Below are 15943 nucleotides of genomic sequence, written 5' to 3'. Positions count from 1 at the left end.
CCGCTGTAATACATGACGTCTGCATGCATGACATACTGACATGACAGTAGAGGTCTTTTTTTTTTTTTTTTTAAAAAAAAAAACGGGAATCGGAGGGGACCCAACGGTTCTGGGGGGCGGGGAGTTGTTTAAAAGAGCCGCCCGCGCCCCCCCCGCCCCCCGCGCCCCCCGCCTCGACCGCCGCCGCTGGCGTGGCGTCGCCCGCCGCCGCAAAGATCCTCGCCGAAAAGGGCGTGGACGCCGCCAACGTGGCCGGCACCGGCCGTGACGGCCGCGTCACCAAGGGCGACGCCCTGAACGCCAGCGCCCCCGCCGCCAAGGCTGCGCCGGCCAAGGCCCCGGCTGCTCCCGCCCCGACCACGCTGTCGCTGGATGGCCGTCCGGAACAGCGCGTGCCGATGAGCCGCCTGCGCGCCCGCATCGCCGAGCGCCTGCTGCAATCGCAGCAAGAAAACGCGATCCTGACCACGTTCAACGAAGTGAACATGCAAGCGGTCATCGATCTGCGCAACAAGTACAAGGACAAGTTCGAGAAAGAGCACGGCATCAAGCTGGGCTTCATGTCGTTCTTCGTCAAGGCCGCCGTGGCCGCCCTGAAGAAGTTCCCGCTGATCAACGCCTCGATCGACGGCAAGGACATCATCTATCACGGCTACTTCGACATCGGTATCGCTGTCGGCAGCCCGCGTGGCCTGGTGGTGCCGATCCTGCGCAACGCCGACCAGCTGTCCATCGCGGACATCGAAAAGACCATCGCCGACTTCGGTCGCCGCGCTGCCGATGGCAAGCTGGGCATCGAAGAAATGACCGGTGGCACCTTCTCGATCTCCAACGGTGGTGTGTTCGGTTCGATGCTGTCGACCCCGATCATCAACCCGCCGCAATCGGCCATCCTGGGCGTGCACGCCACCAAGGACCGCGCCGTGGTGGAAAACGGCCAGATCGTCATCCGCCCGATGAACTACCTGGCCCTGTCCTACGACCACCGCATCATCGACGGCCGCGAAGCCGTGCTGGGCCTGGTCGCCATGAAGGACGCCCTGGAAGATCCGCAGCGCCTGTTGCTGGACCTGTAATCTCGGCGCCCCGCGCCCGGCGCCGCCGCGACCCTCGGTCCGCGGCGCCCGGCCGGCTCCGAGCCGGCTTGCGCGGGCCGGGGCGAGTTCCACATCCTCCTCATTCGCGAGAACACTATGTCCAAACAATTTGACGTCGTCGTCATCGGCGCGGGCCCCGGCGGCTACATCGCCGCCATTCGCGCCGCGCAGCTCGGCATGTCGGTGGCTTGCATCGACGCCTGGCAGAACGGCCAAGGCGGCCCGGCCCCCGGCGGCACCTGCACCAACGTCGGTTGCATCCCGTCCAAGGCGCTGCTGCAATCGTCCGAGCACTTCGAACAAGCCAACCACCACTTCGCCGAGCACGGCATCGAAGTCAAGGGCGTGAGCCTGAAGCTCGACACGCTGATCGGCCGCAAGAACTCGGTGGTCAAGCAGAACAACGACGGCATCCTGTACCTGTTCAAGAAGAACAAGGTCACCTTCTTCCACGGCAAGGGCGCGTTCAGCGGCCAGGTCGACGGCGGCTGGGCCATCAAGGTCACCGGCACCACCGAAGAAGACCTGGTTGCCAAGCACGTCGTGGTCGCCACGGGTTCGTCGGCGCGCGAGCTGCCCGGCCTGCCGTTCGACGAAAAGGTCGTGCTGTCCAACGATGGCGCGCTGAACATCGGTGCCGTGCCCAAGACGCTGGGCGTGATCGGCGCGGGCGTGATCGGCCTGGAAATGGGCAGCGTGTGGCGCCGCCTGGGTTCGGAAGTCACCATCCTGGAAGCGATGCCGGAATTCCTGGCCGCCGCTGACGCGCAAGTGGCCAAGGAAGCCCTGAAGGCCTTCACCAAGCAAGGCCTGAACATCCAGATGGGCGTCAAGATCGGCGAGATCAAGGCGACCGCCAAGTCGGTGACCGTGCCCTACGTCGACGCCAAGGGCGCCGAGCAGAAGCTGGTCGTGGACAAGCTGATCGTCTCGATCGGCCGGGTGCCCTACACCGGCGGCCTGAACGCCGACGCCGTGGGCCTGAAGCTGGACGAACGCGGCTTCGTGGCCGTGGACGGCGACTGCAAGACCAACCTGCCCAATGTCTGGGCGGTGGGCGACGTGGTGCGCGGCCCGATGCTGGCGCACAAGGCCGAAGAAGAAGGGGTGGCGGTTGCCGAGCGCATCGCCGGCCAGCATGGCCATGTCAACTTCGACACCGTGCCGTGGGTGATCTACACCTCGCCGGAAATCGCCTGGGTCGGCAAGACCGAGCAGCAACTCAAGGCCGAAGGCCGCGAGTACAAGGCCGGCAGCTTCCCGTTCCTGGCCAACGGCCGTGCCCGTGCGCTGGGCGACACCACCGGTTTCGCCAAGGTGATCGCCGATGCCAAGACCGACGAGGTCCTGGGCGTGCACATCGTGGGTCCGATGGCCTCGGAGCTGATCTCGGAAGCCGTGACCATCATGGAATTCCGTGGCGCCGCCGAAGACATCGCCCGCATCTGCCACGCACATCCGACGCTGTCGGAAGCCGTGAAGGAAGCGGCGCTGGCCGTCGACAAGCGCGCCCTGAACTTCTGATCCTGCGCCGCGCTGTCGCATAGCCAAGGGGGCGGGTTCTCGGACCCGCCCTTTTTTTCATCCGCTTGACCTGCCCCATCCATGAACGTCCGCGAATACTACGAACATGCCCTGGCCGAACGCGGCTACAAGCCCGATGCCGCCCAGAAAAAGGCGATCGACCGGCTGCAGCGCTATTACGACGAATGGGTCAAGTTCAAGGCGATGCGCTCGAACGCGCTCAAGAAGCTCTTGAACCGTCCCGACGTGCCGCGCGGCGTGTACCTGTGGGGCGGGGTGGGGCGCGGCAAGAGCTTCCTGATGGACGCCTTCTACGCCACCGTGCCGGTGGTGCGCAAGACGCGCCTGCACTTTCACGAGTTCATGCGCGGGGTGCACCGCGAGCTCGAAGAAGTGAAAGGCATGCAGGATCCGCTGGACGAGGTGGCCAAGCGCGTGGCCAAGCGCTATCGCCTGATCTGTTTCGACGAATTCCACGTGTCCGACGTGGCCGACGCGATGATCCTGCACCGCCTGCTGTTCAAGCTGTTCGAATACGGCACGTCGTTCGTGATGACGTCCAACTACGAGCCGTCCACGCTGTACCCGGACGGCCTGCACCGCGACCGCGTGATGCCGGCGATCGAACTGATCCAGGCGCGCATGGACGTGATGAACGTCGATGCCGGCGTCGACTATCGCCGCCGTTCGCTCGAACAGGTGCAGTGCTACCACTCGCCGCTGGACGAACACGCGCAACAGGCGCTGCAAGAGGCCTTCAACACCCTGGCCGATACGCCGCCGCAGGAACCGCTGCTGCATATCGAGCACCGCGAGATCCGCGCGCTGGCGCTGGCCGGTTCGGTGGTGTGGTTTGACTTCGCCACGTTGTGCGGCGGCCCCCGTTCGCAGAACGACTACCTGGAGCTGGCCAACCGCTTCCATGCAGTGATCCTGTCGGGCGTGCCGCGCATGGGGCCGCGCCAGGCTTCCGAGGCCCGTCGCTTCACCTGGCTGATCGACGTGTTCTACGACCACAAGGTCAAGCTGATCATGTCGGCCGAATGCGAGCCCGAAGAGATCTACACCGAAGGCGCGCTGGCCAATGAGTTCCACCGCACGGTCTCGCGCATCCTGGAAATGCAGTCGCGCGAGTACCTGGAATCCGAACGCCGCCTGACCGTAACGTTGTAGTTATGCCGCACGCGTCCGTCGCCGGTGCGGGCGCGGCGCGATTTGCCTGCTTAAAATTAGTAATGCAAGTCATTATCAATTAACATTTGAAGACTCCAGGTCCCCGCGCCGCAGTCTTCACGTGTCTTCCACTTTCGTTTCCTCGCCGGCTTCTCACGCCGATGTTCCCGCCACGCACGTCGACGGCCTGTATCGGGACCATCGGCCATGGCTGTTCGGCTGGCTGCGCCGCAAGCTGGGTTGCGCGCATCGCGCCGAAGACCTGGCGCAAGACGTGTTCGTGCGCGTGATGCAGGGGCGCAAGAGCGTGCGCGCGGACGATGCGCGGGCCTTGCTCACCACGATCGCCAAGGGCCTGGTGGTCGATCACCAACGCCACGCCGCCCTGGAAAACGCCTATCTGGCCTACCTGGCCGGCATGCCCGAGGCCTATGCGCCGTCGCCCGAGACCCAGGCCGAGCAGATGCAGGCGCTGATGCAGCTGGACCGCCTGCTGGACAGCCTGCCGCCCAAGGCGCGCTTGGCTTTCCTGCTGTCGCAGCTGGATGGGCTGACCTATCCCGAGATCGCGGCGCGGCTGGGTGTGTCGCTCAGTTCGGTCCAGCAGTACATGGTGCGGGCGATGTCCGCCTGCTATATGGCGTTCTATGACTAGCGCCGCCAACCGCGCGGGGGCCGCGCCGGCCGACCCGGTGGTGCGCCAGGCCATTGCCTGGTGGGCCAGGCTGCAGTCCGGCGTGGACGTTGCCGCCGAGCGCGAGGCCTGTCATGCCTGGCTTGCGCAGGATCCCGCGCACCGCCAGGCCTGGGAGCGGCTGGAAGCCATCGGCCGCGATGCCCGGCGGGTGCCGGCCGCACTGGCCCATGTGGCGCTGGACGGTCCGGCGTCGTCCGGGCGGCGCAATGTCCTGCGCGCCACGCTGTCGTTGGCCGGGGTAGGGGTGGCGGTCTGGGCCGGCTACCACCACACGCCGTGGCAGCGCCTGGCCGCGGACCTGAGCACGGGCGTGGGCGAGCGGCGCTCGGTGGCGCTGGCCGACGGCCTGAGCGTCACCCTGAACAGCGACAGCGCGCTGCGCTTGCGGCTGGATGGCGCAGCGCGTGGCATCCATCTCTTGCGCGGCGAAATCCTGGTCAACGCGCAATCGCGCCCGGGTGCCGCGGCGCTGCGGGTGGACACCGGCTATGGCGTGCTGGTGGCCGAGCAGGCGCGCTTTGACGTGCGCCGCACGGGCAGCGGCGCCCGCCTGGGTGTGTACGCGGGCAGCGTATCGCTGCAGCGTGACGGACAGGCCGCGCAGGCCGAGGCGGGCGAGCGGCTGCACTACGGTGACCACGACAGCATCGAGCGGCATGCCGCCGACCCGGACCGGCTCGCCTGGGTCGATGGCCTGGTGGTGGCCAAGGACTGGCGGCTGGATTATTTCGCGCAGTACCTGGCACGCCAGCGCGTGGGGGTGATCCGGGTGGATCCGGCGGTGGCCGGGCTGCGGTTGTCGGGCGTGTTTCCGCTGGACGACGCCGAGCGCGCGCTGAAGGCGCTGGAGCCGGCCCTGCCCATCGTGGTGACCCGTCACACGCAGTACTGGCTGCAGGTCGGGCCGCGCGAGACCTGACCGTTACAACTTTTTTCACGTCGTCCTGCAGGTTTTTGATTCCCGTACGGAAAGGCAGAGATAGAGACCTACGTACAGGGAGTTTTCGTGTCCGCTTCATCTTGCCCGCGCCTGGGCGCTACCTTGACCGCCGGCCGCCTGGCCGTGCTTGCCGCCACCTGCGCCGGCGCCTGGCTGGCCGCTGCGCCCGCCGCCTGGGCCCAGTCGGCCCCCGCCGAGGCGCAAGCGCCCCGTTCCTTCCAGATCGCCCCGGGCCCGCTGGCTGATGCGCTGACCCAGTTCGCGCGCAGCGCGGGCGTGGTGCTGTCGTTCGATCCGGCCCAGGTGCGTGGCCTGCGCTCGGACGGGCTGGACGGCGCCTATTCGGTGGGCGCCGGTTTCGCCCGCATCCTGTCGGGCAGCGGTCTGCAGGCGCGCGGTCAGGCGGGCAATACCTGGACGCTGGTGCCGGCGCCGTCCGCGCCGGTGGGCGGGACCCACACCCTGGCGCCCGTGACGGTGTCGGGCAATTCGATCAGTGCATTGGCCCCCACCGTGGGTTATGTGGCCGGCGCCAGCGTCAGTGCCACCAAGACCGACACGCCGCTGATCGAGACGCCGCAATCGGTGTCGGTGATCACCCGCGAGCAGATCTCGGAGCAGGGCGCGCAGACGCTGAACCAGGTGCTGCGCTACACCCCGGGCGTGGCCACGGAATCGCGCGGCGCCACCGCCACGCGCCTGGACCAGTTCAACGTGCGCGGCTTCTCGGCCTCGACGTACCTGGACGGCTTGCGCGTGTTCGGCGGCCGCGATGCGCTGCCGCAGGTCGATGCCTACCGCCTGGAACGCGTGGATGTGCTGAAAGGCCCCGCGTCGGTGATGTACGGCCAGGGTGGCCCCGGCGGCGTGGTGAACCAGGTCAGCAAGCGGCCGCTGGAAGAAGCCCAGCGCGAAGTCGAGCTGCAGGTCGGCAACTATGACTACCGGCGGGCCAACGTCGATTTCGGCGGTCCGCTGGATGAGGAAGGCAAGTACCTGTATCGCCTGGTGGGTTCGGGCTACATGTCCGACGGCCAGGTCAAGGACACCAAGGAGCGCCGCTATTTCGTGTCGCCGGCCTTCACCTGGAAGCCCAGCGGCGACACCTCGCTGACCGTGCTGACGAACTTCCAGCGCGATCCCGACATGGGGTCGTATGGCAGCGTGTCGCCGATGCGCACGCTGTTCTCGGCGCCTGATGGCAAACGCCTGGGGCCGGACTACTACGACGGCGACGCCAACTTCGAAAAGAGCGACCGCAAGAGCTATTCGCTGGGCTACGTGCTGGACCACCGTTTCAACGACACGTTCAAGGCCTCGCAGAGCCTGCGCTGGACGCGTTCCGAAGCGCAGTACCGCAGCATCTACGGCGCGTCCACCGCCAACTACGGCTACACCGACAAGCGCTACCTGTACCAGCAGCGTGCTTCGATCGCCACCGACGTGGATGTCGGCGCGCTGACCATCGACAACAACCTGCAGGCGCGTTTCGACACGGGCAAGTTCGGCCACACCGTGCTGCTGGGCTTTGACTACCAGCACGTCAAGACCGACACGCTGTCGGGCTTTGGCACGGCGCCCGCGCTGGAGGTGTTGAACCCGGACAACCACCAGAACATCCCGAGGCCGGCGTTCTCCACCGATGCCACCACCAAGCAATACCAGACCGGCCTGTACTTCCAGGATCAGATCAAGATCGACCGCCTCTCGGTGCTGCTGGGCGGGCGCTACGACTGGTCGCGCAACGTCGGCGAGACCACCACCATCGCCACCGGCCGGGTCGCGCCGTCGTCGTTGAGCGCCGAGGCGTTCACCGGCCGCTTCGGGGTGATCTACAACTTCGACAACGGCGTGGCGCCGTACTTCAGTTATTCCGAATCGTTCGAGCCGCAGTCGGGCACGGGCTGGAACAATGCGCCGTTCAAGCCGATCGAGGGCAACCAGTACGAGGTGGGCATCAAGTACCAGCCGCCGGGCAGCGCCACGATGCTGTCGGTGGCGGCGTTCGACATTCGCCGCGAGAACATGACCACCACCGATCCGGATCCGACGCACCTGTGCGGCACGTCCAACGCCCGCTGCCAGGTACAGGCGGGCGAACTGCGCACGCAGGGCATCGAGCTGGAAGCCAAGACCGAGCCCATGCGCGGCCTGACGCTGCTGGCCGGCTACTCGCTGCTGGACAACGCCTATTCCAAGGCCAACCCCAACCTGACCGGCTTCAACCTGAAGGGCAAGTCGCCGGTGGGCGTGCCGTCGCAGCAGGCGTCGGCGTGGGCCCGCTATCAGCTGCAGGGCGGTCCGCTGGCCGGCCTGGGCGTGGGGGGCGGCGTGCGCTACATCGGCTCGTCCTACGTGGATGACGCCAACACCATCAAGGTGCCGTCGGTCACGTTGTTCGACCTGATGCTGGATTACGACCTGGGCCGCATGTCCCCCTCGCTCAAGGGCATGCAGGTGGCGCTGAACGTGCAGAACCTGTTCGACAAGGAATACATCGCCTCGTGCTCGGGCGATTCGTGGTGCTGGTACGGCTACCAGCGCTCGATCAAGGCCAGCCTGCGTTATCGCTGGTAAGCCTGGCCCCCGGGACCCGCTCAGGATCGCGGGTGTCCGGGGCGAGTACTTTTTCGTAGTGAGAATGGTTATAATTCAGACCCTGCCGACACCCCATCCGCCGCGGGGCGGGCCCAGATCGGCGCAGACAACAGGAAAATCGACAATGAAATTCGCAAGGACTTTGGCAGCCATCGCGCTGCTGGGCAGCGCCGGCGCGGCGCAGGCGCACTTCGTCTGGCTGGAGCGGGCCGATCAGGGCCCGGCGAAAGCCTACTTCGGCGAATGGGCGGACGACCTGCGCGAAAAGCGCGATGGCCTGCTGGGCAAGGTGCTGGTGGCGCCCGTGGTGACCGGCGCCGACGGCAAGGCGCTGAAGGCCTCGGCCGAAGGCGCGGATTTCGTCGAGTTTCCCGCCAGCGGCAAGGGCGACGTGCGCCTGTCGCAGCCGATCCAGTTCAAGGAAACGCTGATGCAGTACGGCGCCAAGGCCGGCCGCAACGACACCGAAGGCAAGCTGGACCTGGAACTGGTGCCGGCCGCCGCGGGCAGCAACACGTTCGTGCTGCACTTCAAGGGCAAACCCCTGGCCAAGACCGAAGTCACCGTGTTCGGTCCGCCCAAGTGGGAAAAGCGTTTCCACAGCGACGCAGACGGCCGCATCGAGATCACCACCCCGTGGCCGGGCCAGTACGTGCTGGAAGCCGCCCACGTCGTGGAAGAGGCCGGCCAGACCGACGGCAAGGCCTATACCAAGGTCCGCTACGTTTCCACCCTGACCTTCAACGTGAACAAGTGAAAGCTCCCGCAGCCGGCGCAGGCATGATGCGCTACCGTTTTGCCGTGGCCTCCCGGACGGTGGCCGCCATTCTTGGCGGCTACGGCCTGGCCTCGGCGGCTGCGGCCTGCCTGGCTGTGTGGCTGCCTTTGCAACGGGCCGACGCCGTCGTCACGGCACAGATGCTGTCCTTCGTGGTCTACACCTGTGGCGTGATCTGGGTGTTTGCCACCCGCAACGCCTGGCGCGCCTGGGCGGGCATCGTGCTGCCGGCAGCGGTCTTTGGCGGCCTGTTCCTGGCCCACGGGCTGGTGGGGGCTGCATGAAACCGAACACCGGAAAAGCGCAAGGCGAAGAAGGCCTGCGCCAATCCATGTCGTGGCTGCACACCTGGTCGGGGTTGATCTTCGGCTGGGTGCTGTTCGCGATGTTCCTGACCGGCACGCTGGCATTCTTCCGGCCTGAGATCACCCGCTGGATGCAGCCGGAAATCCAGGCGCAGAAGGCGCCCGTGCTGGAGTCCGTGACGCTGGCACAGCGTTACCTGACCGAGCACGCGCCCGACGCCAAGCGTTGGTTCATCACGCCGCCGTCGGATCGCGAGCCGGTGATCTCGATGCTGTACCAGGTGCCCAAGCCCAAGCCTGGCGAGCGCGGCTTCGTGCGCGTCAAGCTCGATCCGCACACGGGTCAGGCGGTGCAAGGGCGGGAAACACGCGGCGGCGACTTTTTCTACCGGTTCCACTTCGAACTGGAAACCGCGTTCCCGTGGGGCCGCTGGCTGGCCAGCATCGCCGGCATGTTCATGCTGGTGGCCATCATCAGCGGCATCATCACGCACAAGAAGATCTTTGCCGACTTCTTCACCTTCCGGCCGAAGAAGGGCGGTCAGCGCGCCTGGATGGACGGCCACAATGCACTGTCGGTGCTGGGCTTGCCGTTTCACCTGATGATCACCTTCAGCGGGCTGGTGCTGTTCATGACCATGCTGATGCCCGCCGGGATCCTGGCGGTGTACGAAAACCCGCGCCAATATACCGACGACGTGTTCGCGTCGTTCAAGGTCACGCCGCCGCGCAACGAGCCGGCGCCGCTGGTCGACATCGCCCCGCTGGTGGACCAGGCGCAACAGCGCTGGCACGGCCGGGTGGGCCGCGTCACGGTCAACAATCCCGGCGACGCGGGCGCCACGGTCACGGTGACCCGCGACGCGGCCGATGGCGTGTCCTACGGCCGGCTATCGCCCTATCTGCGTTTCGACGGGGTGAGCGGCGCCGTGCAGGAAGGGCAGGATGAACTCAGCCCCACCGTGCGCACAGCCGGCGTGATCGTCGGCCTGCACCTGGGCCTGTTCGCCGAACCGCTGCTGCGCTGGTTGTATTTCCTGGTCAGCCTGGCCGGCACCGCCATGGTCGGCAGCGGCCTGGTGCTGTGGATTTCGAAGCGGCGCCAGAAGGCGCGGCCCGGCGCGCGCGAAGCCTTTTCGCTGCGGCTGGTGGACGGCCTGAATGCCGGCACCATTGCCGGCCTGTTCATCGCGGTGGCCGCGTTCTTCTGGGCCAATCGCCTGCTGCCCGTCGACCTGCCCGGCCGTCAGCTCTGGGAAACGCGCGCGTTCTTCGCCGCCTGGGGCCTGTCGCTGGTGTATGCGTTCGTGTTCCAGAAGCGCAAGTGGCAAGACCTGCTGTCCGCGGCGGCCGCGTCGCTGGCGCTGGTGCCGGTGGTCAATGCGTTCACCACGTCCCGTCACCTGGGCGTGTCGTTGCCGGCCGGCGACTGGGTCATGGCGGGGTTCGACCTGACCTGCCTGGCCGGGGCGTTGCTGCTGGCCTGGATGGCGCGCAAGGCTGCGCGAGCCCGCAAGGCGCCGTCCAAGACGGCTGCGAAGGCCTCCGTGCGGACGGCCGGCCATGCGCATCCCACTTCCGAAGCCGCCTATGAACCGAGGTGATACGCCATGACGCTTGCTGCCTTCTGCCTGGCCTACGCAGGGTTCTCTGCCCTGTGCCTGGGCATGGACCGTCACTACGAAGACCTGTTCGACCGTGCCTTGCCGCGACGCCACCGGCTGCCGCTGCGGGCATTTGGCTGGGGGGCACTGGCCCTGTCGCTGTGCGCGTCGGCCGCGGTCTGGGGCTGGAGCTACGGCACGGTCGAATGGATCGGCATTCTCAGCATCGCGGGCCTGCTGCTGATCTGGTTCCTGACCTTCCGTCCGCGCGCCGCCCTGACGGCGGGCGGCCTGTGCGCGCTGGCCGCGCCGGTGCTGGCCGTCCTGTAGGCGCCGGCACGGCGCCAGCCAGCCGGGGGCGGTCTGTCGCAGGCAGGGCACGGGCGCGCGGCACGTTACACTGGGCCTTTCTCCACGCAACCGCCTCATCGTCCATGAATACCCGCGTCCTCACTGGCATCACCACCTCCGGAACCCCCCACCTTGGCAACTACGCTGGCGCGATCCGCCCCGCGGTCCAGGCCAGCACGCAGCCGGGTGTCGACGCGTTTTTCTTCCTGGCCGACTACCACGCGCTGATCAAGTGCGATGACCCGGCCCGCGTCGCCCGCTCGCGGCTCGAGATCGCGGCCACCTGGCTGGCGGTCGGGCTGGACCCCGAACGCGTCACGTTCTACCGCCAGTCCGACATTCCCGAAATTCCCGAGCTGAGCTGGCTGCTGACCTGCGTCACCGCCAAGGGCTTGATGAACCGCGCGCATGCCTACAAGGCGTCGGTCGACCAGAACGTGGCCAAGGGCGTGGACCCCGACGATGGCGTGACGATGGGGCTGTTCTCTTACCCGGTGCTGATGGCGGCGGACATCGTGATGTTCAACGCCAACAAGGTGCCGGTGGGCCGTGACCAGATCCAGCATCTGGAAATGGCGCGCGACATCGCCCAGCGCTTCAACCACTTGTACGGCCGCGACTACTTCACGCTGCCCGAGGTCGCCATTGAAGAAGACGTGGCCACCTTGCCGGGGCTGGACGGCCGCAAGATGTCCAAGAGCTACAACAACACGATTCCGCTGTTCGAAGGCGGCGCCAAGGCGCTGCGCGCCTCGATCATGCGCATCGTGACCGACTCGCTTGAACCGGGCCAGCCCAAGGATGCCGAAGGTTCGCACCTGTACACCATCTACCGCGCCTTCGCCACGCCGGCCGAGGCCGCCGCGTTCCGCAAGCAGCTCGAAGAAGGGCTGGGCTGGGGCGAGGCCAAGCAGGCGCTGTACGACCATCTGGAAAACCTGCTGGCGCCGATGCGTGAGCGCTACTTCGACCTGATGGCCAACCCCGGCCGCATCGAAGACGTGCTGCAGGCCGGCGCCGTCAAGGCTCGCAAGCTGGCCGTGCCGATGATGCGCGAACTGCGCGAAGCCGTGGGCCTGCGCAACCTGAACGCGCAGGCGCCGGCCAAGAACTCGCAGGTCAAGAAGGAAAAGGGCAAGGGCGCGCGTTTCGTCAGTTTCCGTGACGAAGAGGGCAGCTTCCGCTTCCGCCTGTTGGCGGCCGATGGCGAAGAGCTGCTGCTGTCGCAAGGCTTTGCCGACCCCAAGGAAGCCGGCGCGCTGATGCGCCGCCTGCAGTCCGAAACGCCCGACACGGTGCTGCAAGCGACCGACGCCGGCCCGGCGGCGGTGCTTGACGGCGTGACCGTGGCCACGGCACCGGCCGGCGCCCAGGGCGATGCCCAGGCCTTGCTGGCCAAGGCCCGCGAGGCGCTGGTGTCGATGTCGCAGGAATGATCGCGGCGCAGGCAGCGCGCATTGCGCCGCTTGCAGAGGTCCGCCGCCAGGGTCAGGGCGCCGCGTCAGCGGCGCCTTTTTCTTGGGACCGGGTGGCGCTGGTTCAGCGCGTGACGCTGCTCACGATGCGGCCGTCGCGCACCTGGAAGCGCTGAGCGCTGCCCTGGCCCGCGATCTCCAGCATGTCGCCCGACGAATAGCCGGTGACGTTCGGGCAGTCCAGCCATTCCGGGTTGATGAACGGAAAATACTTCAGCGTGCCGCTGCCCTGGCTGGCGAAATCGAAGGTGGTGTTGGCGACGACTTCCGGGTCCCACTGGCTGGCGTCGAAGATCAGCGCGCAGCCAGCGCCGATGCGGTAGACGATGCTGGCGCCCATGCTGGCAAAGCCCAGCGCGCCCACGTGCAGTTGCGCGCCGTTGACCAGTTCGATGACGCGGCTGCCCAGGCGTTCCAGGGTGATGTGCTTGAAGGTGACTTCGGCGCCGTCCACGGTCAGGTGGGCGTACTGGCCCAGCGTGACTTCGTTGTACGCGCCGCTCAGGCTGGCTTCTTTTTCGGTAATGGTTGCCGCTTCATTGGCGGCAAGCGTAAGGGTATTGCGCATGGCGGATGGATCTCCGGTCTCTCAGGGTATGGCGCATGTTGTTCTTGTGCTTCTACCCGATAGACGCTTGCGCCGCCGCTCGCCTGATCGTGGGTCTGCCTTCGCCGCGTGGGTCCGATGCCAACGGCGTTTTATTATTTGGACACAATTCGATATTTTCTCTTATTTTTGTTGCGGCAGGCTTGAGGGATCGCAAGGAAATCCATGCATTGCGGGAAAGTCCTTAGTTGAATGACGACGCTGAAATGACGCCCTGAAATGACAACCGGCGCCTGAGCGCCGGTTGGGGTCCTTCGTGTCGCATCCTGGCCGCCTGGTGATGGGCGGCCAGCGCGGGTTCAGCGTTTGAGCTTGGCAAAGGCGTCGGCCATGGCGCTGTTCATCGCGGCGCCGCCGCCCGCGTTGCCGCGGCCGCTGTCGCCTTGCGGACGGCGGCCGGGGCGGTCGCCGCCCTTGGCCGGGGCGTCCGAGCCGCGTCGTGCGGGCACGGCGGCGTCGTTCATGCGCATGGTCAGGGCCACGCGCTTGCGCGCCACGTCCACTTCCAGCACCTTCACGCTGACCGTCTGGCCCACGCGCACGACGTCGCGCGGATCCTTCACGAATTTCTCGGCCAGCGCCGAAATGTGGACCAGGCCGTCCTGGTGCACGCCGATGTCGACAAACGCGCCGAAGTTGGCCACGTTGGTGACGACGCCTTCCAGCACCATGCCCGGGAACAGGTCGTTCAGCGTCTCGACGCCTTCCTTGAACTGCGCGGTCTTGAATTCCGGGCGTGGATCGCGGCCGGGCTTTTCGAGTTCGGCGAAGATGTCGCGCACCGTCGGCAGGCCGAAGCGTTCGTCGGTGAAGTCGGACGGCGACACGCCCTTCAGGGCATCGCGCTGGCCAATGATCTGCTTCACTTCGGCCTTGATCTTGGCGACGATGCGCTCGACCACCGGGTAGGCTTCCGGGTGCACCGACGAGGCGTCCAGCGGGTTGTCGCCGTTGGGAATGCGCAGGAAGCCCGCAGCCTGTTCAAAGGCCTTGTCGCCAAAGCGTGGCACCTTGCGCAGGATGTCGCGCGTGGGGAAGGCGCCGTTTTCGTCGCGCCAGGCCACGATGTTCTTGGCCAGCGACGAGTTCAGGCCCGACACGCGCGCCAACAGCGCGGCGGACGCGGTGTTGACGTCCACGCCGACGGCGTTCACGCAGTCTTCGACCACGGCGTCCAGCGAACGGGCCAGCTCGCGCTGGTTGACGTCGTGCTGGTATTGGCCCACGCCGATGGCCTTGGGATCGATCTTGACCAGTTCGGCCAGCGGGTCCTGCAAGCGGCGCGCGATGGACACGGCGCCGCGCAGCGTCACGTCCAGGTCGGGGAATTCCTGGGCGGCCATCTCGGACGCCGAGTACACGGATGCACCGGCCTCGGACACGACCACGCGGGTGACCTTCAGGTCAGGGAAGCGTTCCATCATGTCGCCCACCAGCTTCTCGCTTTCGCGCGAGGCGGTGCCGTTGCCGATGGCGATCAGGTCGACCTTGTGGCGGGCCACCAGCGCGGCCAGCGTATTGATGGTGCCGTCGCGGTCGCGGCGCGGTTCGAACGGGTAGACGGTGGTGGTGTCGACAACCTTGCCGGTCTGGTCGATGACCGCCACCTTGCAGCCCGTGCGGATGCCCGGATCCAGGCCCAGCACGGCCTTGGGGCCGGCCGGCGCGGCCAGCAGCAGGTCTTTGAGGTTGGCGGCGAACACGCGGATGGCCTCGGCCTCGGCGGTTTCACGCAGGCGGCCGATCAGCTCGCTTTCGAACGCCGTGACCAGCTTGACGCGCCAGGTCCAGCGGCACACTTCGCCCAGCCAGCGGGCGCGCGGCGAGGCGTCCAGTGCGAACAGGCCATTGCCCAGCTTCAGGAAGTTGGCCACGCGTGCGACGCAGGGGTGCGGCAGTTGCGCTTCGAGTTCGGCTTCCAGGCCCAGGCGGATTTCCAGCACGCCTTGCTGGCGGCCGCGCAGCAGCGCCAGGATGCGGTGCGAAGGCAGCGTGCGCAGCGGTTCGCTGAAGTCGAACCAGTCGCGGAAGTTGGCGCCTTCGGTTTCCTTGCCGTCGACCATCTTGGAATACAGCAGGCCGGTGGACCAGAGATGCTCGCGCATGTCGGCCAGCAGGTCCGCGTTTTCGGCGTAGCGCTCGGCCAGGATGTCGCGCGCGCCATCCAGCGCCGTCTTGGCGTCGTTGATCGCGGCTTCGGGATTCAGGTATTGCGCGGCCAGCGCGGCCGGGTCGCAAGCCGTATCGGCCAGGATGGCGTCGGCCAGCGGCTCCAGGCCGGCTTCGCGGGCGATCTGGGCGCGCGTGCGGCGCTTGGGCTTGTACGGCGCGTACAAGTCTTCCAGGCGCTGCTTGGTATCGGCGGTGGAGATTTCCTGCTGCAGTTCGGGCGTGAGCTTGCCTTGCTGCGAGATGGATTCGAGGATCGCGCCACGGCGTTCTTCGAGCTCGCGCAGATAGCCCAGGCGCACTTCCAGGTTGCGCAGGACGGTGTCGTCCAGGCCGCCGGTGGCTTCCTTGCGGTAGCGCGCGATGAAGGGCACGGTGGCGCCGTCATCCAGCAGTTCGACCGCCGAGGCGATCTGGGAGGCGCGTGCGCCGAGCTCGGTGGCGAGCTGGGCAACGATACGGGCATTGTCGACGCCGGCGGCGACGTTCGTGATAACGGAAGTTTCAGACATCTCGATACGACGGCAAAAAGGAAAAACAAGGGGCGGATTGTGCCATAAGCCACTGTTACAGAACGTGCCAGGGGTGACCGATCCGTCCCTGCGAGCAGGGGCGACCGCGACAC

Annotated in this window: 12 protein-coding genes and 1 pseudogene; 11 read left to right on the top strand and 2 right to left on the bottom strand. The window is 66.8% G+C overall.

The features are described 5' to 3' along the window. Window positions 1-143 precede the first annotated feature (143 nt). The 11 genes and pseudogenes from odhB to AC6LJ2_RS25055 form a co-directional block, all read left to right on the top strand. Window positions 144-1076 (top strand): annotated as a pseudogene (gene odhB / locus AC6LJ2_RS25105) (2-oxoglutarate dehydrogenase complex dihydrolipoyllysine-residue succinyltransferase); the annotation flags it as partial. A gap of 117 nt (window positions 1077-1193) precedes the next feature. Next, a complete protein-coding gene (gene lpdA, locus AC6LJ2_RS25100; protein WP_175195853.1) occupies window positions 1194-2621 on the top strand; it encodes a dihydrolipoyl dehydrogenase in 1428 nt (475 codons plus the stop codon). Window positions 2622-2702: 81 nt separating this feature from the next. Then, window positions 2703-3794 carry a cell division protein ZapE gene (gene zapE, locus AC6LJ2_RS25095; protein ID WP_263910607.1) on the top strand — a complete coding sequence of 364 codons (1092 nt, stop codon included), beginning with the start codon at window positions 2703-2705 and terminating at the stop codon, window positions 3792-3794. A gap of 121 nt (window positions 3795-3915) precedes the next feature. After that, on the top strand, window positions 3916-4449 hold the full coding sequence (locus AC6LJ2_RS25090) for a sigma-70 family RNA polymerase sigma factor (protein WP_498152413.1): 534 nt from the start codon (window positions 3916-3918) through the stop codon (window positions 4447-4449). Further along, on the top strand, window positions 4442-5410 hold the full coding sequence (locus AC6LJ2_RS25085) for a FecR domain-containing protein (RefSeq protein WP_263910610.1): 969 nt from the start codon (window positions 4442-4444) through the stop codon (window positions 5408-5410). The genes AC6LJ2_RS25090 and AC6LJ2_RS25085 overlap by 8 nt, the downstream gene beginning before the upstream one ends. 87 nt (window positions 5411-5497) lie before the next feature. After that, complete coding sequence (locus AC6LJ2_RS25080) at window positions 5498-8008, top strand: TonB-dependent siderophore receptor (protein ID WP_263910612.1); 2511 nt, start codon at window positions 5498-5500, stop codon at window positions 8006-8008. Window positions 8009-8153: 145 nt separating this feature from the next. After that, on the top strand, window positions 8154-8786 hold the full coding sequence (locus AC6LJ2_RS25075; RefSeq protein WP_445658449.1) for a DUF4198 domain-containing protein: 633 nt from the start codon (window positions 8154-8156) through the stop codon (window positions 8784-8786). A gap of 23 nt (window positions 8787-8809) precedes the next feature. Beyond that, window positions 8810-9091 carry a DUF3649 domain-containing protein gene (locus tag AC6LJ2_RS25070; RefSeq protein WP_445659137.1) on the top strand — a complete coding sequence of 94 codons (282 nt, stop codon included), beginning with the start codon at window positions 8810-8812 and terminating at the stop codon, window positions 9089-9091. Continuing rightward, window positions 9088-10716 (top strand): PepSY-associated TM helix domain-containing protein, encoded by a 1629-nt coding sequence (locus AC6LJ2_RS25065; protein WP_445658450.1) that lies wholly within the window; start codon window positions 9088-9090, stop codon window positions 10714-10716. Before AC6LJ2_RS25070 ends, AC6LJ2_RS25065 begins: the two co-directional genes overlap by 4 nt. Before the next feature lie 6 nt (window positions 10717-10722). Then, window positions 10723-11046: a DUF3325 domain-containing protein gene (locus AC6LJ2_RS25060; RefSeq protein WP_025140117.1), complete on the top strand. Its 324-nt coding sequence runs from the start codon at window positions 10723-10725 to the stop codon at window positions 11044-11046. Between the two features lie 104 nt (window positions 11047-11150). Next, window positions 11151-12503, top strand: coding sequence for a tryptophan--tRNA ligase (locus tag AC6LJ2_RS25055; protein ID WP_263910617.1), 1353 nt, complete (start codon window positions 11151-11153; stop codon window positions 12501-12503). 103 nt (window positions 12504-12606) lie between these two features. Here AC6LJ2_RS25055 and AC6LJ2_RS25050 read toward each other — a convergent pair whose 3' ends face one another. Both AC6LJ2_RS25050 and tex read right to left on the bottom strand, forming a co-directional pair. Further along, window positions 12607-13110 carry a hypothetical protein gene (locus AC6LJ2_RS25050; protein WP_263910619.1) on the bottom strand — a complete coding sequence of 168 codons (504 nt, stop codon included), beginning with the start codon at window positions 13108-13110 and terminating at the stop codon, window positions 12607-12609. A 338-nt stretch (window positions 13111-13448) separates the two neighbouring features. Beyond that, a complete protein-coding gene (gene tex, locus AC6LJ2_RS25045) occupies window positions 13449-15830 on the bottom strand; it encodes an RNA-binding transcriptional accessory protein Tex (protein ID WP_263910620.1) in 2382 nt (793 codons plus the stop codon). Window positions 15831-15943: the final 113 nt, after the last annotated feature.

The organism is Achromobacter sp. 1014246743 (genome assembly GCF_059760725.1).
This window is presented reverse-complemented; position numbering and strand designations above follow the sequence as displayed.

Coding starts and splice junctions, on each gene's coding strand:
- lpdA (WP_175195853.1), top strand. CDS start 1,194: ATGTCCAAACAATTTGACGTCGTCGTCATCGGCGCGGGCCCCGGCGGC.
- zapE (WP_263910607.1), top strand. CDS start 2,703: ATGAACGTCCGCGAATACTACGAACATGCCCTGGCCGAACGCGGCTAC.
- AC6LJ2_RS25085 (WP_263910610.1), top strand. CDS start 4,442: ATGACTAGCGCCGCCAACCGCGCGGGGGCCGCGCCGGCCGACCCGGTG.
- AC6LJ2_RS25075 (WP_445658449.1), top strand. CDS start 8,154: ATGAAATTCGCAAGGACTTTGGCAGCCATCGCGCTGCTGGGCAGCGCC.
- AC6LJ2_RS25070 (WP_445659137.1), top strand. CDS start 8,810: ATGATGCGCTACCGTTTTGCCGTGGCCTCCCGGACGGTGGCCGCCATT.
- AC6LJ2_RS25065 (WP_445658450.1), top strand. CDS start 9,088: ATGAAACCGAACACCGGAAAAGCGCAAGGCGAAGAAGGCCTGCGCCAA.
- AC6LJ2_RS25060 (WP_025140117.1), top strand. CDS start 10,723: ATGACGCTTGCTGCCTTCTGCCTGGCCTACGCAGGGTTCTCTGCCCTG.
- AC6LJ2_RS25055 (WP_263910617.1), top strand. CDS start 11,151: ATGAATACCCGCGTCCTCACTGGCATCACCACCTCCGGAACCCCCCAC.
- AC6LJ2_RS25050 (WP_263910619.1), bottom strand. CDS start 13,110: ATGCGCAATACCCTTACGCTTGCCGCCAATGAAGCGGCAACCATTACC.
- tex (WP_263910620.1), bottom strand. CDS start 15,830: ATGTCTGAAACTTCCGTTATCACGAACGTCGCCGCCGGCGTCGACAAT.